We start from the raw sequence: 23,861 nt of genomic DNA, 5'->3' as shown, positions 1-23,861 counted from the left end.
CGGAGCGCCCGTCGCCTCCCGGCCGCCCGTGCGGCGAAGCGCGCTCGACGCTCTACCGTCGGGGGCATGACCGCGACGAACGAGACGAAGACATGGATCATCACGGGCGCGAGTTCGGGCCTCGGCCTGGCGCTGGCCGAGGCGGCACTCGCGGCGGGCGAGCAGGTGGTCGGGACGGCCCGACGGGCCGACCGGTTCGACGACCTCAGGGCGCGGTACGGCGACCGCCTCCTGGCCGTCACCCACGATGTCGGCGACACGGCGGGGGCGGCGACGGTGGTGCGGCAGGCGCTGGAGGTGTTCGGGCAGGTCGACGTGCTGGTCAACAACGCCGGCGGGGGACAGGTGGGGGTGGCCGAGGAAGTGACGGACGCCGCGCTGCGGGACATGCTCGACCAGCACCTGTTCGGCCCGGCCGCCTACGTGCGCGCCGTGCTGCCCCACCTGCGGGCGCGTCGCTCGGGGGCGATCGTGCAGATGAGCAGCCAGGGCGGACGGATGTCGTTCCCCGCCGTCGGCAGCTACTCGGCCGGCAAGTTCGCCCTGGAGGGCTGGTCGGAGGCGCTCGCGGGCGAGGTCGCGCCGTTCGGCATCCGGGTCCTCATCGTCGAGCCCAGCCGCTTCCGTACCGCGTTCAACGCCGGCGGTGTGCTCCGCACCGCACAGCGGAGCGCGGACTACGACAGGTCGACCGCGGCGGTGCGCGCCAACATGGCCGAGGCCGACGGCATCCAGGAGGGCGACCCGGCCCGCGCCGCCCAGGTGATCCGCGACGTGCTCGACGCCCCCGACGCGCCGCTGCGCCTCCCGCTCGGCGCCGAGGCGGTCCGCAATCTCACCCGGGTCTACCGGGCGGCGCTCGCCGACGTCGAGAAGTGGGCGTCGGCGAGCGAGTCGGCGGACTTCCCGGGCATGCCGCCCGCGGTCCGCGCGTTCTGACGCGTCCCACGTCCGCCGCCCCGGTGCCAAGCCGGGGCGGCGTTCACCGGGATGCGGGCGACGTGCCGGTCGCCCCGCCCGGACGCACCCGCCCTCGCCTGACTCAATTAACGGATTGTCATTACCGATAATTCGTTAATTAGACCGGACATAAGGTGCACAACGTCGGGACACCATAATGTCGGTTATGTTGTTCCTGCCCGCACGGCGCCGTCCGCCCGACCACCCGGCGGATCTCCGCTCCAGCTCACACCGGCCTGCGCACGCCGGACCACAGGCCTGACAGCCGGATCTGATAGGAAGATCGACGTCAGCGGAGCCGGAAGCCGACGCGCTCCCCGTCGTCGAGGAGCTGAGAATGGGGCTGTCGGTTGAGGACAGGCTTGCCATCCACGAACTCGTGGCCTTGCACGGTCACCTGATGGACAGCGGCGAGTTCGGGCGTATGGACGAGCTGTTCTGCACGGACGTCGTCTACGACGTATCCGCGTTCGGCCGAGGCGAGCTGCGCGGGTATGACGCGATCAGCGAGGCCAGTCTGGCATTGGGTGACGCGAACCCGGTCGGTCACCATGTCTCGAACGTCTACGTGAGCGAAAACCCGGACGGCACGGTGCGGGTGCACTCGAAGGCGATCGGCATCTACGCCGACGGCCGCGCGGGCAGCGTGGTCTACGAGGACGTCGTCCGCAGAGAGGCCACCGGGTGGCGTATCGCGTACCGCAAGGTGGTTCTCCGCCGCACGCCGCTGCGCCCCTGAGTCGGCGGCCGGCCTCCCTGCGTGACGGTCCGTCGGCGCTGGGGTCGCCGATGGTCAGGACCGCTGGACCTCGTCGAACAGGGCGACCGCCTGGGCGGGATCCGGGCTCACCAGGCGGCGCAGGCCCTCCGTCGTCCGCTCGGCCCACCGGCCGGCCCGGGCGCACATCCGTTCCTCGGAGACCCGGACGGCCCCGTCCAGGTCGTCCGGGTCGGCGACGATGGCCTCGGCGAGTTCGGCGCCGTCGAGCATCGCGAGGTTCGCGCCCGCCCCCAGCGGGGGCATCAGGTGGGCGGCGTCGCCCAGCAGCGTCACCCTGGGCACGTGGGTCCAGGTGTGGGACACCGGCAGGGTGTAGTGGGGCCGGGGGACGAAGGCGGTCCCGTGGCGCAGCAGGTCGAGCACGGGCGCGGCCCAGCCCTCGAACAGCGCCAGCAGACCCGTCCGGACGGTCTCGACGTCGGTCAGGTCCCACCCCGCGTGCCAGTCCAGCGGCGCGCGGAAGGTGGCGTACACCTTGACGTGGCCGCCGCTGTTGCGCTGGGCGGTCAGGGACCGGTTCACCCCGTACACGGACACCGACCCGTCGCCGACCAACCGGGCGAGGGCACGGTGGCGGGTGTCCACGTCGTCCAGGGAGGTCTCGACCGAGGTGACGCCGGTGTAGCACGGGGTCACCGCCGAGACCGCCGGGCGGACCCGGGACCGGGCACCGTCCGCGCCGACCACCAGGTCGAAGGTCTCCTGCCGCCCGTCGGCGAAACGCACCACCGCACCGTCCCCGGCTGTGGGTGTCACCCGCGTCACCTCCCGCCCCCACCGGACGTCGAGGCCTTCGAGCAGCAGGTCACGTAGCTGTCCCCGGTCGATCTCGGGATTGGCCCGCTCGTCCGGTCGGGGTCGCCAGTCGCGCAGCACCGTCCCGGCCGGGTCCAGGATGCGCATGGCCTGCCCCTCCGGACGCGACAGCGCCCGGAACCCGTCCCGCAGTCCCGCCTTGTCCAGCGCCCGCTGGCCCAACCCCTCGTGCAGGTCGAGGGTGCCGCCCGGGGGACGGGCGTCGGGGGTGCCGTCGCGTTCCAGGACGGTGACCGGGTGGCCGTGACGGTGCAGGACCCGGGCGAAGGTCAGGCCGGCGGGGCCGCCGCCGACCACGGCGATACGATGTCTCATGGCGATACACCGTATTGGGCGCCTGCGCGGCAGGGCAACGGCAGGGAGTGACCATGACCGTGTGGGACCGGCCAGAGCCGCCGCCACCGGCGCCACCGCTGGACCGTGGCCGGATCGTCGCCGCCGCCGTCGCGCTGGCCGACGAGGGCGGCCTGGAGGCGGTGTCGCTGCGCAAGGTCGCCGCCCGCCTCGACGTCGGCCCGATGCGGCTGTACGGATTCATCGCCACCAAGCGCGACCTGCTCGACCTCATGGTCGACGAGGTTCACGCCGAGATCCTCCCCGAACGGCCGCCCGGTGACTGGCGGGAGACGCTGCGTGTCCACGCCGAACGCACCCGGCAGGCGGCCCTGCGGCACGAATGGCTGGCCGACCTGCTCGGCGGTCGTCCCACCCTCGGCCCGCACGGCCTCGCCGTGACCGAGGCCAGGCTGGCCGCCCTCGACGGCCTCGCCGACCTCGACACCGTGCTGTGCGCCGTGGCGACCGTCAGCGCCTACGTCACCGGGGCGATCAGGCGCGAGGTGGCGGACCTGCGGGCCGAGCGCGCCACCGGCCTGTCCACGCGGGAGTGGCAGCGCGCCTCCGGCCCGCACCTGACCAGGATGCTGGCCACCGGCCGCTTCCCGGCCCTGAGCCGGGCCGTGCACGACGGCACGGACACCGACGCCGGGACGTCCTTCGCGACCGGCCTGGAATGGGTCCTCGACGCGGTGGCCGCCAGGCTCACCCGCCCCGGGGTGTGAGGATGGTGCGATGAGTGACGAGCCGATCGACCTGGCGACCGCGTTGGCCTCCTTCGACCAGGTGTGGAGTCCCCGCATCGTCACCCGGGTCAACGACTACGACGTCCGGGTGGCGAAGGTGGCCGGTGAGCACGTGTGGCACACCCACGACCACACCGACGAGTTCTTCCTGGTGCTCGACGGGGAACTGCGCATCGCCCTGCGCGACGACACCGGCGAGCGGACGGTGGTGCTGCCCCGGGGCGCGGTGTACGTGGTGCCGCGCGGGGTGGCGCACCGCCCGTCCGCTGCGGACGGGGCGTCGATCCTGCTGTTCGAGCCGTCGGGGACGTCCAGCGTGGGGGACCGGCACGAGGAGGTTCCCGCCCACGTGGACGCCACCACCGGCCACCCCCTCTGAGTCGGTCGCGTCGGGTTGACGGGCGCGGCGAAAAGCGGTAAATACTGAAGTACGAGTTGAGCCGACCCGACTCAACTCAGGAACCTTCGGCCCGAGGAAACCGAGGAGGCACCACCATGCTGATGCGTACCGACCCCTTCCGTGAGATCGACCGGCTCGCCGAGCAGCTCCTGGGCACCACGAGCCGACCGGCCGTGATGCACCTCGACGCCTGGCGCGACGGCGACCACTTCCACGCCGCGTTCGACCTGCCCGGCGTGGACCCCGACAGCATCGACTGCACGGTGGAACGCAACGTGCTGACCGTCCGCGCCCAGCGCCGTCGGCCCACCTCCGACGCCGTCGAACTCGTCGCCGCCGAGCGGCCGATGGGGACCTTCTCCCGGCAGCTCTTCCTCGGCGACACCCTCGACACCGACCGCCTGGAGGCGGCCTACGAACACGGGGTGCTGACGCTGCGCATCCCCATCGCGGAACGCGCCAAGCCGCGCCGGGTGCCGGTGACCGCCGGCAACGGACGCCGGCAGCTCACCACCGCCTGACCGCGCCACCTCCCCCGGCGGGACCGATACGACCCCGCCGGGGGAAAGCCCATCCCTGGCAATCCCATCGGGCGCGCCTCATGGTGATTCCCCGCCGGGGCTGAGAGTCTTTTTCGCATGCCGCGTCCCGACGTCCCCGTCCTGCCCCACCTGCCGACCCGCCCGGTCCTGTCCGGCACACCGGTCGACTTCACCGAGGCGTGGCTGCGCAACCGCCGGCTGTCGGCGCACACCCGCGACGCCTACCGACGCGACATCGCCGGCTGGCTCACCTGGTGCGCCACCGGCGACCTGGACCCCCTGCGGGCCAACTTCCTCGACGTCAACGCCTACGCCCGGCACCTGGAGGCCACCCCCGCGGCGCGCAGCGGCCGACCACTGACCCCCGCCACCGTCGCCCGGAAACTCTCCGCCCTGTCCAGCTGGTACGAGTTCCTGGTCAAGCTCCGCGCGGTCGACGCGAACCCGGTCTCCGGCGCCGACCGCCCGCGCGTCGACCGGGACCACTCGGCCACCGTCGGGCTCACCCCGCAGGAGGTCGACGCCCTGCTGGCCGCCGCCGACGCCGACACCGGACCGACCGCCGCCCGCAACCGGGCCGCCGTCGCCCTGCTCGCCGACCTCGGACTCCGCGTCGGCGAGCTGGTCTCGCTCGACCTGACCGACCTGGGAGCCGAACGGGGACACCGCAGCGTCCGGTTCATCGGCAAAGGCGGCAAGCCCCGCCGACGCGCCCTCACCCCCGGCACCGCGTACGCGGTGGACGCCTACCTGGCCGACCGGGCCGCGGCGGCCGGGGTGAGCGTGACCGCGCTGACCGGCCCGCTGCTGGCCACCACCACCGGCGGCCGGCTCGACCGGCACGCGGTGTTCCGGCTGGTCCGCCGGTTGGCCACCACCGCCGGCATCGCCGCGGCGGCGAAACTCTCCCCGCACTCCCTGCGGCACGCCTTCGCCACCACCGCCCGCGAGGAGGGCGTGCCCCTGGAGGACGTCCAGGACGCGATGGGCCACGCCGACCCGCGCACCACCCGCCGCTACGACCGCGACCGGCACAACCTCGACCGGGATCCGGCGTACGCCATCTGGGCCGCCCGGGCACGACGACGCGGCTGAGGAGACCTCAACCGAGCAGATCCAGATGGTGGTGGGCGTCGGCGGAGACGTCCTCGTGCCGCAGCCACCGCCGGGCCCACAACCGGGCCGCCACCTCGGCCTGCTCGTCACCCCACGCGGCGTGCTCCACCAGCAGGGCGGTGGTCAACGCGTACGCCATCCGTAGGGCCAGCGCCCGCGCGCCGGCCCGCACCGCCACCGCGCCCGGATCGGCGGCGACCCCGGCGAGGGTGTTCCGCAGCTCCCGCACCACCGCGGCGAGGGTGTCGGCCAGCGCCGGCGCGGCCGGTCGGGCCAGGTCCACCGCGCCGGCCAGCCGACGCAGCAGCGGCGTGCCGGAGTCCTCCCGGGTGACCGCGCGCAGCACGTCCACCGCCAGCACGTTGGTGGTGCCCTCCCAGATCGGCAGCACCTGCGCGTCGCGCAGCAGCCTCGGCACGCCGGTGTCCTCGACGTAACCGGCCCCGCCGAACGCCTCCACGTACTCGGCGGCCGAGGCCACCGCCAGCCGGCCGGTGGCCAGCTTCGCCAGCGGCGCCACCACCCGCAGCTCGGCGGCGGCCTGCGGATCGGCCCCCACCTCCACCCGGCCGAGCAGCGCGAACGCATGCCCGGCCAGGGCGAACGCGCCCGCCGCGTCGACCGCCAACACGCCCAGGGTCGCCCGGTGCAACGGATCGTCGGCCAGCATCCCACCCGCGACCCGCCGGCCCCCGGCGTACGCGCGGGCGTACGCCAGGCCCCGACGCATCCCCGACGCGGCGGCCGAGGCGTTGTGCACCCGGGTCACCACCACCAGGGTCATCGCCCGCACCAGCCCCGGCACCGCCGGATCCCCCAACGGCAGCGCGTACGCGTCGCGGAGTCCGATCTCGGCGGTGGGTAGCGCCCTCGTGCCCAGCTTGTCCTTGAGCCGGTGCACCGTGATCCCGGGGGCGGGGGAGTCCGGCGCGGCGGCCGGCGCGGCCAGCGGCGAGTCGCCGGCGTACCGGGGGACCAGGAACGGGGCGAGCACCCGGCTGCCCCGGCCGGCGCCGTCCGGCCGGGCCAACGCCACCGCCACCGCCGCGTCGGCCGCCGAACAGAACCACTTCTCCCCGGTCAACCGCCACGACCCGTCGGTGGCGGACCGTCCGACGGTGGTGGTGCCGGACAGGTCCGAGCCGCCCTGCGCCTCGGTCATCCACTGCCCGCTGACGATCGCCGTGTCCGGGTCGGTGGAGATCAGCCGGGGCAGCCAGGCGTCCCGTACCCCCGCGTCGACCTCAGGGGTACGCAGCAGGGCGGCGGCGCCGTCGGCCATCGCCACCGGGCAGGAGAACGTCGCCGACTCCGGCGCGTACAGGTGCAGCAGGGCGTGCTGGACGACCCGGGCCGCGGCCCCCCACGTGCCCCGCGCCGACTCCAGGTAGGGCAGCGCGACCACGGCGTGCCGGGCGGCGGCGGCCCGCTGCGCCCGCCAGCCGGCGCTGGTGTCGATCCGGTCGACGCGGGCGCCCCACGGATCGTAGCGGACCAGGGTCGGCGGGTGGGCCTCGGCGTCGGCGTGCGCGGCCCGCAGCGGCCCGACGACGTCGGCGGCCAGGGCGGTCAGCCGCTCCCGCGCGGCGTCGTGCCCGGCCGGCCCGAGCTGCCGCCGCAGCCAGGACCGCAGCAGCCGGTCACCGGCGTACGGGTCCTCGACGTCCGGCACCGGCTGCACGTAGCGGCTCATCCGTCGCTCCTTCACCACAGGGGGTGCGGCCGACGGTAGACGATCGCCCGGCCGGCGCGACAGGGGCGAACCGCCTCCGCGGCACGTCGCGGCCGCATACCGTCGCAGATGATGGACGTGGACCAGGCGTGGACCAGACCGGCGCGGCGGCACCGCCCGGTGCGCACCGGCCTGTTCCTGGCCGGCCTCGCCGTCGGGTTGTGCCTGGTCGGGGTGGCCGGGTTGGGCCTGTGGAACGTGCAGGTCGTGGTGGGCTCCACCGGCCCGGTGCGGCAGAGCGCCGACGGGTTCTTCCGGGAGCTGTCCGCCGGGCAGGTGGACCAGGCCTACCGGCGGTTGTGCGCGCAGACCCGTGGCCGGTGGAGCGAGGTCGGCTTCGCCGGCTGGGTCCGCACCCCGCCGGTGGTCACCGGCTACGAGATCCTCGACGTGTCGGTGCGCACCCGGGGCGGGCGACCCGCCGGCGAGGTGACCGTCCGGGTGGTCCGTGACGGGGGCGCGGCCGAGCAGCGCCGGCTGCCGGTGGTGGAGGAGGACGGCGACTGGCGGGTCTGCGGCGACCCGTACTGAGCCCCGTCAGGCGCGCGGGCCGAGGTCGCCGGAGCGGTAGTGCCGCCGGCACAGCACCTGGTAGCGCACCTCGGCGCTGTCCACGGTGTCGCCGATGACGACCTGGGCGCCCTCCCGCACGACCCGCCCGTCGACGACCCGGGCGTTGAGCAGCCCCTCCCGGCCGCACCAGCACAGCACCTCCACCTGGATGCGGGCCACCTCGTCGGCCAGCTCGAACAGCCGCCGGGCGGCCGGGAACAGGCAGGACCGGAAGTCGGTGGCCAGGCCGAAGGCGTACACGTCGACGTCGTAGCCGTCGACCAGTTCGGCCATCTGCTCGACGTGCGCCACGTCGTAGAACGACGCCTCGTCGCAGATCAGGTAGTCGATGCGGACCCCCTCGGCCCAGGTGTCGCGGACCAGGGCGCGCAGGTCCAGGGTGTCGGTCACCTCGATCGCCGAGTGGGCCAGCCCGATCCGGGTGGTCACCTGCGGCCCCAACGACCGGTCGATGCGGGTGGTGACCAACCCCCGGCGGCCCTGCCGGGCGTGGTTGTAGTTCATCTGCAACGCCATGGTGGACTTGCCGCAGTCCATCGGCCCCCAGAAGAACTTCAGCGCCGCGGCGTGCAACGGTCGCCCGTCGACCCCCCGCGCGACGGCGCAGCCGGTGCGCCCGTCGTCCGGACCCGGGAGGGGGCGGGCCAGGCAGGAGGGGAGGGCGGCGGCGTCGTCGGTCACGTCGGGGCAGCCTAGCCCATCGACACGCCCCGATCGGGTCGATGGGCTGTCCGCCGGTCAGAGCACCCGGGGCGGGGTGTTGCCGGCCGCCAGGATCGCCCTGCGCATCGGCACCGCGGCCAGCAACGCGAACCCCACCACAAAGAAGATCAACAGCGACACCAGGCCCACCCGGTAGGAGGAGGTGAGCTGGAAGACCAACCCGAACGCCAACGGGCCGAGCCAACTGGTGCCCTTGTCGCTGATCTCGTAGAACCCGTAGTACTCGCCCTCCCGGCCGGCGGGGATGAGCTGGCTGAACAGCGACCGGCTCAGCGCCTGGCTGCCGCCGAGGACCAGACCGATCGCCCCACCGAGGACCATGAACGGCACCGGCGCCTCGGCGGGCAACCGGAACGCCCCGAGGATCACCCCGGTCCACAGCACCAGCGACAGCAGCACCGTCTTCCACGCGCCGATCCGCCGGGCCAACGCCCCCAGCCCCAACGCCCCGCCGAAGGCGAGGAACTGCACCAGCAGGATCGTCACGATCAGGGTGCTCTGCCCCAGCCGTAGCTCCTCGGTGCCGTACTGGCTGGCCAGGGTGATCACCGTCTGGATACCGTCGTTGTAGACCAGGAACGCCAGCAGGAAGAACAGCGTCAACGGGTACGCCTTGATCTCCCGCAACGTCCGGCCGAGCTGCCGGAACCCGTCGGTGACCACGTTGCGGCCCGTGCCGCGCAACGCCTCGGCGGTGGGATGCTCCCGCAGCCACCGCAGCGGCACCAGGGTGAACACCGCCCACCACACCCCGGCCGACACGATCGACCAGCGGGCCAGGTCCAGGGTGCGCTGCGGGTCGTCGTCCTCGCTGAGCAGCGTGACGGCCACCAGGTTCAACGCCAGCAGCAGCCCGCCGCCGAGGTAGCCGATGGCCCAGCCACGGCTGGACACCGCGTCGCGTTCGTCCGGGCCGGCGAGCTGCGGCAGGAACGAGTTGTACACCACCACCGCCGCGCCGAAGGCGATGTTGGCCACCAGGAACAACGCCCCGCCGAGCAGATACCGCTCCCCGGTGACCAGCGCCATCGCGATGGTCGCCCCCGCACCGGTGAACGCCGCCCCGGCCAGCAACCGCTTCTTGTGCACGGTCCGGTCGGCGATCGCCCCGACCACCGGCAGCACGAACACCGTCAGGAACACCGACAGCGAGATCAGGTACGGGTAGTAGGACCCGGCGGCGACCCGGATGCCCAGCGGGTGCACGTACCCGTCGCAGGTGTCCGCACCGAGTTCGCAACCCGCCGCCAACTCGGTGACGGTGGTGAGGAACGGACCGAGGAACACCGTGATCACGGTGGTCTGGAAGGCCGAGTTGGCCCAGTCGTACAGGTACCAGCCACGCCGTTCCCGGCGCAGGCCCGCCGGGGCGTCGACGGCGGTGGGGGTGGTGACCGGATCGGCCATCGTGGTCCTCGGGGCTCAGGCGGCCCAGTGGCCGCGGCTGCGGTAGACGTCGCGCAGCACGCCGACGTGATCGGTCATGATGCCATCCACGCCACGATCCAGTAAGTCGTGCATCTGGGCAGGTTCGTCGATCGTCCAGACATGCACCTGCAACCCCAACCGGTGGCAGTAGGCCAGGAACCGGCGGTCGGCCAGCGGCACCCGCCCATAGCGGGGCGGCACCTGCGCGGCCACCACCGACGGCGGCAGCCGCACCGCCCGGCCGTGCCGCGACGCCAGCCACAGCCGGGCCACCCCCCGCGCGCCCAGGCCGGTGGCGACCCGCCCGCCGGTGGCCGCCCGCAGCCGGGCCAGCCGGGCGTCGCTGAACGACGCCAGCAGCACCCGGTCGACCGCGCCGGCCCGGGTCACCGCCGCGACCGCCGGGGCGACCCCACCGTCGGCCTTCACGTCGATGTTGAACCGGACCTGCGGCCAGCCGGCCAGCACCTCGTCGAGCCGGGGCACGGCCGCCGCGCCGCCGACCCGCACCGACGCCAGGTCGGCCCACCGCAGGTCGGCGATGCGCCGCCGGTCGCCGGTGACCCGGCGCAGGGTGCTGTCGTGGAAGACCACGCACACCCCGTCGGCGGTGCCGTGCACGTCGGTCTCCACGTACCGGTAGCCGAGGCCGACGGCCCGGCCGAACGCGGCGACGGTGTTCTCGTCGCCGTCGGCGGCCCCACCCCGGTGGGCGAAGGCCAGCGGGGTGGGGGCGTCCAGGAAGCCGGGCCGACGGGTCACCACGCAGCGCAGTATGCCCGCCCCCGGTGACCGGCGGGTGGCCGACCGGCGACGGTGACCCCCGTCCGGCGCGCGGTGTCCGCCGCGCCGGACGGGCCGGGGAGGGGCGGTCAGGCCGAGGAGGGGCGGCGGTGGACCCGGCTGGTGTCCACGGGACGCCCCGGGTCGACGTGCCGGGGCCGGTCGGGCTCGTCGGGGCGCAGCGGCACCAGGGTGTCGGTGATCGCGTCGACGATCCGGTCGGTGCCGCGGCGGGCCGCGCCGGGCGCGGCGGGGGAGAGGTCACCCAGCTCCAGTGGCGTGCCGAAGCGGACCCGGATCACCGGGCGGCGTAACAGCGCCCGGCCCAGCCAGCGCAACATCCCCCGGGGCGCCCGGTAGGGCAGCACCTCGTGCGACCCCCACTGGGCGACCGGCACCACCGGTGCGCCGCAGGCCATCGCGAGCCGGGCCGTCCCGGTCTTGCCGCGCTCGGGCCACATGCCGGGGTCCAGCCCGATGCGTCCCTCCGGGTAGACCAGCACCACCGAGCCGGCGGTGACCGCGGCCGCGGCGTCGTCGAGTGCCCGGCGTACGCCACTGGTGCCCCGGTCGACCCGCAGGTGCCCGGCGTGACGCATCAGGACGCCCAGCCCGGGGGTGCGGAACAGCCCTCCGGTGGCCATGAAGCGGGGGGAGACGCCCCGGGTCCGGCAGGCGGCGCCCAGCACGATGGGGTCGAAGGGGCTGATGTGGTTGGCGGCCAGGATCAGCGGCCCCCGACGCAGGTGCGCGGGGACGTCCCCGCTGACCTCCAGTCGGGCCACCAGGGCGACGACCAGTCGGGCGAGGAGTTGGGCGGCACGCCAGAACAGTGGGGGCCGCCAGCCGGGGCGCGGGGTGTCCATCAGTCGCCGATGGTCGCACGGGCGGGGGACGGGTCGGATCCCGGGTCGGGTGGCCGGGGTGATCAGGGTCATTGGTCCCGGGCCGGATCGGGCCCCCCGACCCTGCCCACCATCCTACGACGCGCAGTAGTATTTACTACGTCTCGTAGTATTAGCGGCAGGGGGATCCCGGTGGACGCGTTGGACGTCGCCCGCTGGCAGTTCGGTGTCACCACCGTCTACCACTTTCTCTTCGTACCACTGACCATCGGACTCTCCGTCCTGGTCGCCATCCTCCAGACCCGATGGCACCGCACCGGCGACGAGAAATACCTCAAACTCACCAAGTTCTACGGCAAACTCTTCCTGATCAACTTCGCGATGGGCGTCGTCACCGGCATCGTGCAGGAATTCCAGTTCGGCATGAACTGGTCCGACTACTCCCGCTTCGTCGGCGACATCTTCGGCGCACCTCTGGCCATCGAAGCCCTCGTCGCCTTCTTCCTCGAATCCACCTTCATCGGCCTGTGGATCTTCGGCTGGGACCGGCTACCCCGACGCCTGCACCTGGCCAGCATCTGGGCCGCCGCCATCGGCACCAACCTGTCCGCCTACTTCATCCTCGCCGCCAACTCGTTCATGCAGAACCCCGTCGGCTACCGCCTCAACCCCGACACCGGACGCGCCGAACTCACCGACTTCGTCGCCGTCCTCACCAACAAGGTCGCCCTCATCACCTTCCCGCACACCCTCGCCGGCGCCTTCCTCGTCGCCGGCTCCCTCGTCACCACCGTCGGCCTCTGGCACCTCATGCGCCACCGCACCAGCCCCGACACCGACGCCTACCGCCACGCCACCCGCTTCGGCGCCTGGGTCATCCTGATCTCCTCCACCCTGGTCCTGCTCACCGGCGACATCCAAGGCAAGATCATGACCCAGGTGCAGCCCATGAAGATGGCCGCCGCCGAAGGCCTCTACACCACCGAGAGCCCCGCCTCGTTCTCCGTGCTCACCATCGGCAGCCTCGACGGCAGCCGCGAGGTCTACGCCCTCAAGATCCCCTACCTGCTGTCCTACCTCGGCACCGGCGACCCCAACGGCACCGTCCACGGCATCAACGACCTCCAGGCCCAGTACGCCAGCCAGTACGGCCCCGGCAGCTACACCCCGATCATCCCGGTCACCTACTGGAGCTTCCGCTTCATGATCGGCTTCGGACTCGCCGCCGCCGCCATCGCCCTGCTCGTCCTCTGGAGCCAACGCCAAGGCCGCACCCCCACCAGCAGATGGCTGCTCCGCGCCGGCCTGATCATGCCCGCCCTGCCACTGCTCGCGAACTCCTTCGGCTGGATCTTCACCGAAATGGGCCGCCAACCCTGGATCGTCTTCGGCGAAATGCTCACCCGCGACGGCGTCTCCCGCACCGTCTCCCTCGGCGAAGTCCTCACCTCCTTCACCGCCTTCACCCTCATCTACGCCATCCTCGCCGTCATCGAATTCAAACTCCTGCTCCGCTACGCCCGCGCCGGCCTACCCGACGTCACCCCCACCCCCGACGACACCGACGACACCGACGACACCGAGCGCCCGCTCGCCTTCGCCTACTGATCCCCGGAGCCCCCCGTGGAACTCACCACCATCTGGTTTCTCCTCGTCGCCGTGCTCTTCACCGGCTACTTCATCCTCGAAGGCTTCGACTTCGGCGTCGGCATGCTGCTCCCCGTCCTCGGCCGCGACGACCGGCAACGCCGCGTCCTCATCAACACCATCGGCCCCGTCTGGGACGGCAACGAGGTCTGGCTCATCACCGCCGGCGGCGCCATGTTCGCCGCCTTCCCCGAGTGGTACGCCACCCTCTTCTCCGGCTTCTACCTGCCCCTGCTGCTCATCCTGCTCGCCCTCATCGCCCGCGGCGTCGCCTTCGAATACCGCCACAAGCGCCCCGAAGCCAGCTGGAAACGCCGCTGGGACCACGCCATCTTCTGGGGCTCCGCCATCCCCGCCCTGCTCTGGGGCGTCGCCTTCGCCAACATCCTGCGCGGCGTACCCCTGGACGCCGACCACGAGTACGTCGGCGGCCTGCTCGACCTACTCAACCCCTACGCCCTGCTCGGCGGCCTGACCACCCTCGGCCTGTTCCTCACCCACGGCGCGGTCTTCCTCGCCCTCAAGACCACCGGCGACATCCGTCACCGCGCCGGCACCCTCGCCGTCCGCCTCGGCCTCGGCACCGCCGTCACCGCCGTCGCCTTCCTCACCTGGACCCTCACCATCCGCGCCAACCCCGCCGCCGTCACCCTCGCCGCCGGCGCCGCCCTCGCCCTGATCGGCGCACTCGCCGCCGCCCGGGTACGCCGCGAAGGCTGGGCCTTCACCGGCACCGCCCTCGCCATCGCCCTCGCCGTCGCCACCCTCTTCACCGCCCTGTTCCCCAACGTCATGCCCTCCACCGGCGACCCCGCCGGCACCCTCACCGCCACCAACGCCGCCGCCACCCCCTACACCCTGAAAATCATGACCTGGGTCGCGGTGATCTTCACCCCGATCGTCCTCGCCTACCAAGGTTGGACCTACTGGGTGTTCCGCAAGCGAATCGGGGTACAGAACATCCCGCAACACTGAAAAGACGCGCGAGGGGCGCGGGGACGCGGGGCCGGAGCGAGGGGGTCGCACCGGCCCCGCAACGCGCCCCCACCCAAACCCGATCGCCCCCACCCCCACCCACCGCTATCGTCGCCGCATGCACGACGCCCCCCACGTCCGGGAACTCACCGACGACGACGCCACCGCCGCCTGGCACCTCGGCCGCACCACCTTCGGCTACACCCCGCAACCACCCCCCGACGACACCACCGCCACCCCCGGCACCACCCGCTACGGCGCCTTCGACCACACCGGCCGCCTCATCGGCAAAGCCCTCGACCTCCACCACGACCAGTGGTGGGACGGCCGCGCCGTCGCCGCCGCCGACATCGCCAGCGTCGCCGTAGCCCCCGAAAGCCGCGGCCGCGGCATCGCCCGCGCCCTGCTCACCACCCTGCTGCGCGGCGCACACGACCGGGGCGCCGCCATCAGCGCGCTCTTCCCCACCGTCGCCGCCCCCTACCGGACCTGCGGCTGGGAAACCGCCGGCAGCCTCCGCACCGTCGCCCTACCCACCGCCCAGCTCACCCGGCACCGCCCCGCGCCCCACCTCACCGTCCGCCCCGGCACCACCGCCGACCTCACCGCCGTCGACGACCTGCACACCACCACCACCCGCCACCGCCGCGGCCTACTCGCCCGCAGTGGACCCCTGCACCAACACCGCCGCACCCGCCACACCACCGACGACACCCTGCCCTACGACGGCCTCACCCTCGTCGAACACCACGGCCACCTGGTCGGCTACGCCGGCTGGGACCGCCGCGACGGCTACGGCGACCAGGGCACCCTCACCATCGAAGACCTCGCCGCCAGCACCGCCGACGCCGCCCGCGCCCTCGTCGGCACCCTCGCCAGCTGGCACAGCGTCGCCCCCACCCTGCGCCTGACCCTGCTCCCCGGCGACCCCCTCATCCCACACCTGCCCGTCGAAAAGGCCCGCGAACACGAACAGGACACCTGGATGCACCGCCCCGTCGACGTCACCCGCGCCATCCACGACCGGGGCTGGCCGGCACACCTGCACGGCACCGCCACCTTCACCCTCGACGACCCCCTCGCCGACTGGAACACCGGCACCTGGCACCTGGAGATCGCCCACGGCAACGCCGACCTGCGCCGCACCACCACCCCCGCCGACCTGCACCTCACCGTCCGCGGCTTCGCCCTGCTCTACACCGGCGCCGCCACCGCCCGCACCGTCGCCCAGGCCGGCCTGCTGCACCACCCCGCCGGCACCGACCCCGCCCCCCTCGACCTGCTCGCCGCCGGCGGACCCGCCCACCTCGGCGACTACTTCTGACCACCCGCCCCGCACACCGGCGGGGACCGCCGACCACACCCCCGACGACCCCCACCCCACCGCGACTCAGCGCGCCTCGCGCAACTCCGCCAACCGCGCCTCGATCTCCGCCAACTCGGCCCGCAACCTCTCCGCCTGCTGCTCCGCCTCCGACCGCTCCGCCGACAGGATCTGCTCCACCGCCTCCTGCACCCCCGGCACATCCACCAGCGCCACCATCCGCAACGCCTCCGCCGGCTTCACCACGTACGGCTTCGCCAACGCCTTCGCACCCTGCTGCGCCGCCACCGTCCACTCACCGTCGGCATACGCCAACGTCACCGTCAACCCCGCCGGCCCCTTCGGCTTCGCCACCTTCGCCGGCCGACGCGCCGCCGGCTTCTCCACCGCCGCCACCGGCTCCACCCTCGACTCCTCCCGACGCGGCCCCGGCACCCGGGGCGTGTCCAACACGAACGCCGGCTCCGGCTTCGCCGGCTCCACCTGCTCCACCGCCGGCTCCGGCTTCGCCTCCACCACCCGACGACCCGCACCCCGCGGCGCCACCGCCACGTCGGCGGGGGAGAAGGGCAACTCGTCGCGGCCGAACCGCACCACCACGAACTCGTCGGACACCGCCGGATCGGTCAGCTCCACCACCTGACCCACCTGCCCGGCGATCTGCCCCGCCGACGCGGTGAACACCACCTTCGGCTTCCGCCCCGCCGCCAACGCCTCCCGGATGCCCCGCACCTCGTCATCGGACAAACCCTGGTCCGCCATCACAGTCCTCTTTCGTACACGTGTCTGATCCTGCCTTGATACCAGCCCACCACGACAACCGGAAGATCAGCCCCCGAGAACCCGCAACGCCTCGTCGGCGTGCTCGTTCATCCCCAACTCGCTGTGCACCACCGCCAGCACCCGCCGGTCCCGACCGATCACGAACGTCATCCGACGCGTGCCCAACGGACCCAACGGCAACCGCCGCCGCACCCCGAAGGCCTGCGCCACCACCCCGTCCACATCCGACAACAGCGGATAGTCGAACCCGTGCAACCGGGAGAACTCCGCCTGCTTCGCCACCGGATCCCGGCTGATCCCCACCCGCTGCGCACCCACCGCCGCGAACTCCGCCGCCAGATCCCGGAAATGACAACTCTCCGCCGTGCACCCACGGGTCATCGCCGCCGGGTAGAAGAACAACACCACCGGCCCCGCCGTCAACAACTCCGTCAACCGCCGCGGCGCACCCGCCTGGTCCGGCAGCTCGAAATCCTCCACCAGGTCACCGACATTCACACCCACCACGCACCTCCACCAGTTCCGGTACCGACGCCGACCGACGCGCGGTGAGCGTAAGCGATCACCCCCGCGCCCCACCGTGGCCACCCGCCCGCCGCGCGGACGATACCGTCGACACCCACCGCACACCGGGCGGTCACCGTCGGCGACAACACACAGCAGGGGAGCAGCACATTGAATCCGGTCACCGTCATCACCGGCGGCAGCCGCGGCATCGGCGCCGCCACCGCCCGACGACTCGCCGCCGACGGCCACCACCTCGCCATCGGCTACCACCGTGACCACGCCGCCGCCGCGGCCGTCGTCGCCGACATCCACCGCCTCGGCGGCCGCGCCGTCGCCGTCCCCGCCGACACCACCGACCCCACCCACGTCGACCGCCTCTTCACCGCCGCCGCCGACCTCGGCCCCCTCACCGCCCTGGTCAACAACGCCGGCATCACCAGCCCGATCGGCCCCTTCACCGACCTGCGCCCCGACGACCTGCGCCGGGTCGTCGACGTCAACCTCATCGGGTACGTCCTCTGCGCCCAGCAGGCCGCCCGACGGCTCACCCGGGGCGGCGCCATCGTCAACATCTCCTCGGCCGCCGCCACCCTCGGCAGCCCGGGGGAGTACGTCCACTACGCCGCCGTCAAAGCCGCCACCGACACCCTCACCATCGGCCTGGCCAAGGAACTCGCCCCCGACGGCATCCGGGTCAACGCGGTCGCCCCGGGCATCATCCGCACCGACATCCACGCCCTGTCCGGCGCACCCGACCGCCCCGACACCGCGGCCGCCCGGATCCCGCTCGGCCGGGCCGGCGAACCCGACGAGGTCGCCGGCGCCGTCGCCTGGCTGCTCGGCCCCGACGCCACCTACACGACCGGCACCGTGCTGCGGGTGGCCGGCGGACTGTAAGGCCGACGATGCGACGCGGACGATCGGCGGACGGGCCGTCCGCCTCCCCCGGGTTCGATTCGATAATGCACATTATGTCAAGTTGACCGGGAGAGGGACTCCTCCCGACGGCCGTGCGGCCCGGTGCCCCTCTCCACCGGGCCGCCGGAGGGCAACGACACGCCCGCGCCCCTGACCCGGGGTCGCGCCGGCAGGCCCCGCGCAGCCGGGCAGGTCGGGAGGCAGCTGATCTCCGGCGGAACCGCTGCCAGCATCGCCGGCGAATTCGCCGGCGATGCTCCGGTCGCAGGCGGAGATCCGGTGCGTACCGGCACCTCCGGCGGCAGGCCGAACCCCGGCCGGGACGCGTCCGGCCCCCGACGGGCACACGGCGGGATCACCTGACCGGGCATCGACGGGGTCGCTCGCACCGCTTCCGCCCGGTACCGCGTACCCCGCAGGAGCGTTCGCTGGTGGGCGGCTGACGCACCGCAGGTGCGCCACTCCCCCTCCCCGGTGGCCAGGAACCCGAGAAAGCTGCATAATATCACTTATGCATGACAAACAGGACGAATCGGTTGGACGGCTCATCGAGGAGTTCCTGACCGCGCGCGCCACCCGCAAACCGTCCCCGCACACCCAGGAGGCGTACCGGCGTGACCTGCGCACCGTCGCGACGCTGATCGGCGCGGACCACACCCCTCCCCTGTCCCCCGACGCCCTGATGATCTCCACCCTCTCCCCCCGGGTGATGCGGGCGGCGTTCGCCCGGTTCGCCGCTCCCCGGGCGGCCTCGTCGGTGCACCGGGCCTGGTCGAGCTGGAACGGGTTCTTCTCGTTCCTGGTCGCCGAGCAGGTGGTGGCGGGCAACCCGATGCCGGCGGTGGGGCGTCCCCGCACCCCGCTCCCCCAGCCCAAGCCGTTGCGGGGCGAGGACACCCCGGAGGTGCTGCTGGCGTCGGTGTCGCGGGACGACACCCGGCAGCGTGATCCGTGGCCGGAGCGGGACGTGGCGGTGCTGGCGCTGGCGTTGTGCGCGGGGTTGCGCCTGGCGGAGCTGCTGGCGTTGCGGGTGTCGTCGGTGTCGGGGCGGGCCGGTGAGCGCCGGGTGGCGGTAGCCGGCAAGGGCGGCCGGCCCCGGGTGGTGCCGGTGGAGCCGGAGTTGGACGAGGTGGTGGCGGCCTACCTGGACAGTCGGCGGCATCGGTTCGGGGCGCGCAGCGTACGCCCGGACGGGGTGTTGTTGGTGGACCGCCGTGGTGAGCCGTTGCGGCGGGGCGGGTTGCAGTACCTGGTGGACTCCTGTTACCGGCGGGCGGGGATCACCGATCGGGTGCCGGCGGGAGCGCGGTTGCACGCGTTGCGGCACACGTTCGCCACCCGGTTGGCCGAGGACGGGGCGGGCGCGGCGGAGATCATGCGGTTGCTGGGGCATGCGTCGTTGGCGTCGTCGCAGACGTACATCGAGGTGACGGCGGGTCAGCAGCGGGCGGCGGTGCGGTCGAACCGGACGAACCGGGTGTTGGTGGGGTTGGTGTCGGGTTCAGCTCGGGCGGTAGGAGCAGCGGGTGCCGGTGCTGATCGTCGTGCGTAGGTGCTCGCCGAGTACCGGGTCGGTGGCCGTGATGCGGTCCAGGGCGCGGCGTATGGCTTTGCCGACGGCGATGCGGGCGCGTTCGGTGTTGCCGGTGAAGGTGCGGTCGCGGCCGTGGAGTCCGGTGTGGGTGGCGAGTTCGTCGAGGAGCCACTGTCGTTCGGTGCGGGCCTGTTCGGCGCGGTGCGGGTCGTGGGCGGCGTCGGCGTCGTCGATGGCGGCGTCCAGGTCGCTCAGTCGTCGCCGGTAGGCGCGTTTGGCGGTGTCGTCGAGGACGGGTTGGTGGCCGGTGGTGGGTTCGGCGCTGCCGGCGAGTTCGATGGCGGGGATGTCGTGGCCGGGGTTGGCGAGGAGGGTGGCGAGGTATCGGACGCCGACGCTGTCGTCGATGGTGGCGGTGCGGTGGCCGAGGGCGAGTTGCCAGTGTCGGCCGTGGCGGTGGCACTGGATGCGGGGGCGGTGGGGGGTGCGCCGGTGTGCCGGTGGGGTGGGGAGGGTGATGCCGAGTTCGGTGGCGTCGGTGTGGGCGAGGTGGCGTTGTCGTTCGGCTTCCCGGCGGTCGTGGGGGCCGGCGCGTCGGGTGAGGGCGTCGGCCAGTCGGGCGCGGGACAGGGTGGTGGCGGGGAGGTGGCCGAGGCTGAGGTTGTCCTGTATGGCGGCGTGCAGGTGGGTGATGGCGCGGTCGGTTTCTCCGGCGGTGAGGGCGGCGGTGCCGAGGGCGTGGTGGGTGGAGCCGAAGCAGGTGATGGCGAGGCTGGCCAGCATGGGTCGGTCGGCGTAGGGGGCGAGGAGGTCGTACGCCTCGGTGGCGAGGTGGCCGTCGTCGAGGAGGTGGGCTGCTTCGACGATGCCGTGGAGGGTGACGAGCCAGCTGCTGGAGCGGGGCAGGGTGGTGAGGTCGTGGCGGTGGAGGCGGGCGAGGGCGGCGGTGGCTTCGCGGCGGTGTCCGGCGAGGGCGGAGGCGACGGCGAGTGCTGCCCGGTAGGAGTGGTCGACGGGGCTGAGGGTGGGTGAGACGGCGAGTTCGCGCAGCATGGGGAGGTGGTCGGTGAGGTTGCCCTGGTACCAGGCGATGGTGGTCAGGTGGGCGCCGTACCAGCCGGCGGTGTCGGCGTCGCCGGCGGCGGTGCCTCGTCGGGCGCAGGTGGCGGCGCGGGCGAGGGCTTCGGTGAGTGTGCCGGCGCGGATGGTGAGCATGACGTCGATGGCGTGGGCGACGTAGGAGACGGCGAGGTGGTCGTGGTGGGTGAGGTGGGTGTGGAGTTCAGCGAGGCTGCGTTCGGCGTGCGGGTGGGTGTCGAGGAACTGTCCGACGGTGCGCCAGAGGAGGGCGACCAGGAGGTCGCCGGGGCGGTCGGTGGCGAGGGCGGCGGTGAGGGCGTCCTGGCTGAGTTCGTGGCGGAGGCGGGTGTGGTCGGGGCCGAGGAGGCAGTGGTGGGCGAGGCTCGCGGTTTCGGTGAGGGTGACGGGGTCGCCGGTGGCGCGGGCCTGGTCGAGGAGGGCGAGGGTGGCGGTGTGGGTGGCGGTGCGGTAGTCCTGTTCGGCGGCGAGTCGGGCGCGTAGTCGGATGCCCAGGGGGGTGTGGGGGTCGGTGTCGGCGATGGCGTGGTGGAGGCGGTGGAGTAGGAGGGTGGTGTCGCTGGTGGTGCGGTGTTCGTGGACCCAGAGGCCGCCCATGCCGGCGACGGCGAGGGTGCGGGTGTGGTGGTCGCCGGTGGCTTGCGCGGCGCGGTAGGCGGCGTCGAAGTGGGTGCGGCTGGTGGTGAGGTCGCCGTCGGTCCACAGGGCGTGGGCGGCGCGGTGGAGCAGTTCGGTCGGGTGGGTGGTGGTGGGTGTCCTCACGGGTCGCCCCTCTCAATGAACCGAGTCAATGGGGTGATTGAGGTGAGTGTCGCATCGGTGTGGTTGGTGGCGTCAACGGTGTTGTGGGGCGGGGATCCGACATCGGGGGGTTTTGCGTGGCTGGGTGACTGTTGATTGCACCGAGGTTGTGGTCGGATTGATAGGAGGCTGTGCGGGTGCGGGTGTGTCGGGAGACGAGGTGACGGTGGGGGACGATTTCCGGCTTGTGGCCGATGCGGTGGCGGCTGACATCCGGTCCGGGCGGATGCGGCCGGGGCAGCGGCTGCTGCCCCAGCGGGAGTTCGCCCGGCGGCGCGGTATGGCGGTGTCGACGGCGGCCCGGGTCTATCAGGAGCTCGCGCGGCGCGGTCTGGTGGCCGGTGCGGTGGGGCGGGGCACGTTCGTGGTGGATTTCTCGGCGCGGTCGGGGGATGCGGACCTGGTCGATCTGGAGGCGAACTTTCCGGTGCTGCCGGGTCAGTCGTCGATGGTGGCGCGGGCGTTGGGGCGGGTGCTGGCGCCGGCGGGGCTGGAGGCGGCGATGCATCCGGTGCCGGTGACCGGGACGCGGGAGTCGCGCAGGGTCGGTGCGTCCTTCCTGTCCCGGCCGGGGTGGGCGGTGGAGCCGGAGCGGTTGTTGTTCACCGGTAGTGGGCGGCAGGCGATCGCGGCGGCCATGGTGGCGTTGGTGGCGCCGGGGCAGCGGCTCGGGGTGGAGGAGCTGACGTATCCGGTGGTGAAGACGATCGCGGCGCGGCACGGTGTGACGTTGGTGCCGATCGGGATGGACGGGGAGGGGTTGAGTGGGTCGGCGTTGGAGGAGGCGCATCGTCGTGGTCCGCTCGCGGCGGTCTACCTCCAGCCCACGTTGCACAACCCGTTGGGGGTGACGATGTCGGCGGGCCGGCGGGCGGAGTTGGGGCGGCGGCTGGCGCGGTTGGGTCTGGTCGCGATCGAGGATCGGATCAATGCGTTCCTGTACGACGAGGAGTTGCCGTTGGCCGCGCATGCTCCTGAGCAGACGATCCTGGTGGACAGTTTGTCCAAGCGGGTGGGTGCGGGGCTCAATCTGGGGTTGCTGGTGTGTCCGGTGGGGTTGACCGGGCGGGTCGCGGCGGCGGTGCGTTCCGGTACGTGGGGGGTGCCGGGTGTGGCGTTGGCGTGTGCGACCGCGGTGGTGGCCGATGGCACGGCGCAGCGGATCGTGCGGCTCAAGCAGCAGGACGCGCGGTTGCGGCAGGCGATCGTGGCGGAGGTGTTGGCCGGGTTCGACGTGCGTGCTGATCCTCGGTCGTACCACGTGTGGTGGCGGTTGCCGGGTGGGTGGTCGACGGGGGCGTTCGTGTCCGCCGCGGCCAGGCAGCGGGTGGTGGTCAGTCCGGCGGCCGACTATGCGGTCGGGGGGGCGCCGGTGCCGGATGCGGTGCGGTTGTCGACGTCGTCGCCGGACGTGGAGACGTTGCGGGGCAGCCTGGCGTTGCTGGCCGCGATCGCGCGGCGTGCGCCGGAGGAGGTGGGTACGGCGTATTGAGGGGTGGCACGGGATGGCACGGGGTGGAACGCCTCACCGGTGTCCGTGTTGGTGTCCTGATTCGGAGGAGATATGTCCCGTGTTCACAGAGTGCTCGGCCTGCTGGTGGCGGTGGTCCTTGCCGGGTTGACCGGTGCGGTTCCGGCGTCGGCCGGGCCGGGTGGGTCGGCGACGCCGCCGAGTGCGGTCGTCGACTGGGAGGGTCTGCCCACCTGGAGTGGCGGGTACGGCCCGATGCGTAACCAGAGCAACGGTCTGAAGGCGCTGCGGTATGCGGAGCGCGACTACGGCATCAATCTGAACTGGACCGACTGGCCGAATTCCCGGTGGGAGGTGTACGGGGAGGGCCTGCCGACGAACGCGCCGATCACGAGCACCACGAAGGTGGCGTTGCGGGTTCCGGGCGGCGGTTACCTGCGGTGGGGTGCGCAGAGTTACGGCATCGACCTGGTGTGGTCGGCCACCGCGGTCTACGAGTGGAATCTGATCACCACGGCGGGTGGTCAGGCGTTGTTCAATCGCAGCCGTAACGACTACGTGGTGTACGGCAGCCGGCCGTGGGGGGTCAATCTGATCTGGTCGGGTGATGCGATGGTCACGCCGCCGGATTCGGGGGTGACCGGGGTGCGGACGTTGGTGACGTACAACTGTCACAACGACCGGCGGCCGCTGCGTATCTGGATCAACGACATGGATGCCGGGGGTGTCTGGACGGATCTGGGTCTGCTGGGCTCGCAGTGGAGTGGTAGCAGCTGCCCGGTGGGGTCGCCGTTCGTCTACTCGCCGACGGTGGCCAACCACCGGATCCAGGTGGTGGCGGTGGACTTCAGCGCGCCCGGGTGTGCGAACGATCCGGTCATCGGGTCGTGCCGCCGGTCGATGGTCGGCATCATCAGCAATCCGGCTGGTGGGGTCGCACAGATCACGGTCTCGTAGCGGGTCGGTCCGCCGGACCCGGTCGTCGTGTGGCGGCCGGGTCCGGTGTGTGCGGTCGTGGTGGG

23 protein-coding genes are annotated in these 23,861 nt (G+C 72.9%); 14 read left to right on the top strand and 9 right to left on the bottom strand.

Translation table 11 applies throughout. The features are described from left to right. The first annotated feature begins 66 nt into the window (after window positions 1–66). A complete protein-coding gene (locus tag O7612_RS15475; RefSeq protein WP_282265117.1) occupies window positions 67–939 on the top strand; it encodes an SDR family NAD(P)-dependent oxidoreductase in 873 nt (290 codons plus the stop codon). A gap of 358 nt (window positions 940–1,297) precedes the next feature. Next, window positions 1,298–1,699 carry a nuclear transport factor 2 family protein gene (locus tag O7612_RS15470; RefSeq protein ID WP_282265116.1) on the top strand — a complete coding sequence of 134 codons (402 nt, stop codon included), beginning with the start codon at window positions 1,298–1,300 and terminating at the stop codon, window positions 1,697–1,699. A gap of 54 nt (window positions 1,700–1,753) precedes the next feature. Here O7612_RS15470 and O7612_RS15465 read toward each other — a convergent pair whose 3' ends face one another. Beyond that, the gene (locus tag O7612_RS15465) at window positions 1,754–2,872 is read right to left on the bottom strand and encodes an NAD(P)/FAD-dependent oxidoreductase (RefSeq protein ID WP_282265115.1); all 1,119 of its coding nucleotides are present in this window, start codon (window positions 2,870–2,872) and stop codon (window positions 1,754–1,756) included. Between the two features lie 53 nt (window positions 2,873–2,925). Here O7612_RS15465 and O7612_RS15460 point away from each other — a divergent pair, with 53 nt between their 5' ends. From O7612_RS15460 to O7612_RS15445, 4 genes are all read left to right on the top strand, one after another. Next, window positions 2,926–3,618, top strand: a complete 693-nt coding sequence (locus O7612_RS15460; RefSeq protein ID WP_282265114.1) for a TetR/AcrR family transcriptional regulator C-terminal domain-containing protein — start codon at window positions 2,926–2,928, stop codon at window positions 3,616–3,618. Window positions 3,619–3,628: 10 nt separating this feature from the next. Beyond that, window positions 3,629–4,018 carry a cupin domain-containing protein gene (locus O7612_RS15455; RefSeq protein WP_282265113.1) on the top strand — a complete coding sequence of 130 codons (390 nt, stop codon included), beginning with the start codon at window positions 3,629–3,631 and terminating at the stop codon, window positions 4,016–4,018. A gap of 116 nt (window positions 4,019–4,134) precedes the next feature. Next, window positions 4,135–4,560, top strand: coding sequence for an Hsp20/alpha crystallin family protein (locus tag O7612_RS15450; protein WP_282265112.1), 426 nt, complete (start codon window positions 4,135–4,137; stop codon window positions 4,558–4,560). A 117-nt stretch (window positions 4,561–4,677) separates the two neighbouring features. Then, the gene (locus tag O7612_RS15445; RefSeq protein ID WP_282265111.1) at window positions 4,678–5,676 is read left to right on the top strand and encodes a tyrosine-type recombinase/integrase; all 999 of its coding nucleotides are present in this window, start codon (window positions 4,678–4,680) and stop codon (window positions 5,674–5,676) included. 7 nt (window positions 5,677–5,683) lie between these two features. Here O7612_RS15445 and O7612_RS15440 read toward each other — a convergent pair whose 3' ends face one another. After that, complete coding sequence (locus O7612_RS15440) at window positions 5,684–7,390, bottom strand: acyl-CoA dehydrogenase family protein (RefSeq protein WP_282265110.1); 1,707 nt, start codon at window positions 7,388–7,390, stop codon at window positions 5,684–5,686. Window positions 7,391–7,501: 111 nt separating this feature from the next. On the opposite strand from O7612_RS15440, the gene O7612_RS15435 reads away from it, so the two are divergent. Further along, window positions 7,502–7,960 carry a hypothetical protein gene (locus tag O7612_RS15435; RefSeq protein WP_282273927.1) on the top strand — a complete coding sequence of 153 codons (459 nt, stop codon included), beginning with the start codon at window positions 7,502–7,504 and terminating at the stop codon, window positions 7,958–7,960. Between the two features lie 6 nt (window positions 7,961–7,966). On the opposite strand, the gene O7612_RS15430 is transcribed toward O7612_RS15435, so the two are convergent. From O7612_RS15430 to O7612_RS15415, 4 genes are all read right to left on the bottom strand, one after another. Further along, window positions 7,967–8,575 (bottom strand): thymidine kinase, encoded by a 609-nt coding sequence (locus O7612_RS15430; RefSeq protein ID WP_282273926.1) that lies wholly within the window; start codon window positions 8,573–8,575, stop codon window positions 7,967–7,969. A 165-nt stretch (window positions 8,576–8,740) separates the two neighbouring features. After that, complete coding sequence (locus O7612_RS15425) at window positions 8,741–10,132, bottom strand: MFS transporter (RefSeq protein ID WP_282265109.1); 1,392 nt, start codon at window positions 10,130–10,132, stop codon at window positions 8,741–8,743. Window positions 10,133–10,147: 15 nt separating this feature from the next. Then, complete coding sequence (locus tag O7612_RS15420) at window positions 10,148–10,915, bottom strand: glycerophosphodiester phosphodiesterase (protein WP_282273925.1); 768 nt, start codon at window positions 10,913–10,915, stop codon at window positions 10,148–10,150. Between the two features lie 110 nt (window positions 10,916–11,025). After that, entirely contained in the window at window positions 11,026–11,802 is a 777-nt protein-coding gene (locus tag O7612_RS15415) for a lysophospholipid acyltransferase family protein (RefSeq protein ID WP_282265108.1), read from the bottom strand. A gap of 171 nt (window positions 11,803–11,973) precedes the next feature. Here O7612_RS15415 and O7612_RS15410 point away from each other — a divergent pair, with 171 nt between their 5' ends. The 3 genes from O7612_RS15410 (at window position 11,974) to O7612_RS15400 (ending at window position 15,727) form a co-directional block, all read left to right on the top strand. Continuing rightward, a complete protein-coding gene (locus O7612_RS15410) occupies window positions 11,974–13,389 on the top strand; it encodes a cytochrome ubiquinol oxidase subunit I (protein WP_282265107.1) in 1,416 nt (471 codons plus the stop codon). 15 nt (window positions 13,390–13,404) lie between these two features. After that, window positions 13,405–14,403, top strand: coding sequence for a cytochrome d ubiquinol oxidase subunit II (cydB, locus tag O7612_RS15405; RefSeq protein ID WP_282265106.1), 999 nt, complete (start codon window positions 13,405–13,407; stop codon window positions 14,401–14,403). A 118-nt stretch (window positions 14,404–14,521) separates the two neighbouring features. Further along, window positions 14,522–15,727: a GNAT family N-acetyltransferase gene (locus O7612_RS15400; RefSeq protein WP_282265105.1), complete on the top strand. Its 1,206-nt coding sequence runs from the start codon at window positions 14,522–14,524 to the stop codon at window positions 15,725–15,727. 66 nt (window positions 15,728–15,793) lie between these two features. Here the strand turns inward: O7612_RS15400 and O7612_RS15395 are convergent, their stop codons facing one another. Then, entirely contained in the window at window positions 15,794–16,489 is a 696-nt protein-coding gene (locus O7612_RS15395) for a hypothetical protein (protein WP_282265104.1), read from the bottom strand. Window positions 16,490–16,555: 66 nt separating this feature from the next. Next, window positions 16,556–17,014 (bottom strand): peroxiredoxin, encoded by a 459-nt coding sequence (locus O7612_RS15390; RefSeq protein ID WP_282265103.1) that lies wholly within the window; start codon window positions 17,012–17,014, stop codon window positions 16,556–16,558. A gap of 171 nt (window positions 17,015–17,185) precedes the next feature. Here O7612_RS15390 and O7612_RS15385 point away from each other — a divergent pair, with 171 nt between their 5' ends. Beyond that, entirely contained in the window at window positions 17,186–17,914 is a 729-nt protein-coding gene (locus O7612_RS15385) for an SDR family oxidoreductase (protein WP_282265102.1), read from the top strand. A gap of 532 nt (window positions 17,915–18,446) precedes the next feature. Then, on the top strand, window positions 18,447–19,487 hold the full coding sequence (locus O7612_RS15380; RefSeq protein WP_282265101.1) for a tyrosine-type recombinase/integrase: 1,041 nt from the start codon (window positions 18,447–18,449) through the stop codon (window positions 19,485–19,487). Here the strand turns inward: O7612_RS15380 and O7612_RS15375 are convergent. Beyond that, window positions 19,437–21,329, bottom strand: coding sequence for a hypothetical protein (locus tag O7612_RS15375; RefSeq protein WP_282265100.1), 1,893 nt, complete (start codon window positions 21,327–21,329; stop codon window positions 19,437–19,439). The two genes, O7612_RS15380 and O7612_RS15375, sit on opposite strands and share 51 nt — an antisense overlap. A gap of 46 nt (window positions 21,330–21,375) precedes the next feature. Here O7612_RS15375 and O7612_RS15370 point away from each other — a divergent pair, with 46 nt between their 5' ends. Together O7612_RS15370 and O7612_RS15365 are read left to right on the top strand one after the other, a co-directional pair. Then, on the top strand, window positions 21,376–22,860 hold the full coding sequence (locus O7612_RS15370) for a PLP-dependent aminotransferase family protein (RefSeq protein WP_348774230.1): 1,485 nt from the start codon (window positions 21,376–21,378) through the stop codon (window positions 22,858–22,860). Window positions 22,861–22,932: 72 nt separating this feature from the next. Next, complete coding sequence (locus O7612_RS15365; RefSeq protein WP_282265099.1) at window positions 22,933–23,796, top strand: hypothetical protein; 864 nt, start codon at window positions 22,933–22,935, stop codon at window positions 23,794–23,796. Window positions 23,797–23,861: the final 65 nt, after the last annotated feature.

This window comes from Micromonospora sp. WMMD987 (assembly GCF_029581435.1).
Classification (GTDB): Bacteria; Actinomycetota; Actinomycetes; order Mycobacteriales; family Micromonosporaceae; genus Micromonospora; species Micromonospora rifamycinica.
The sequence above is the reverse complement of the archived record's forward strand: the minus strand, read 5'-3'. Positions and strand labels throughout refer to the sequence as shown.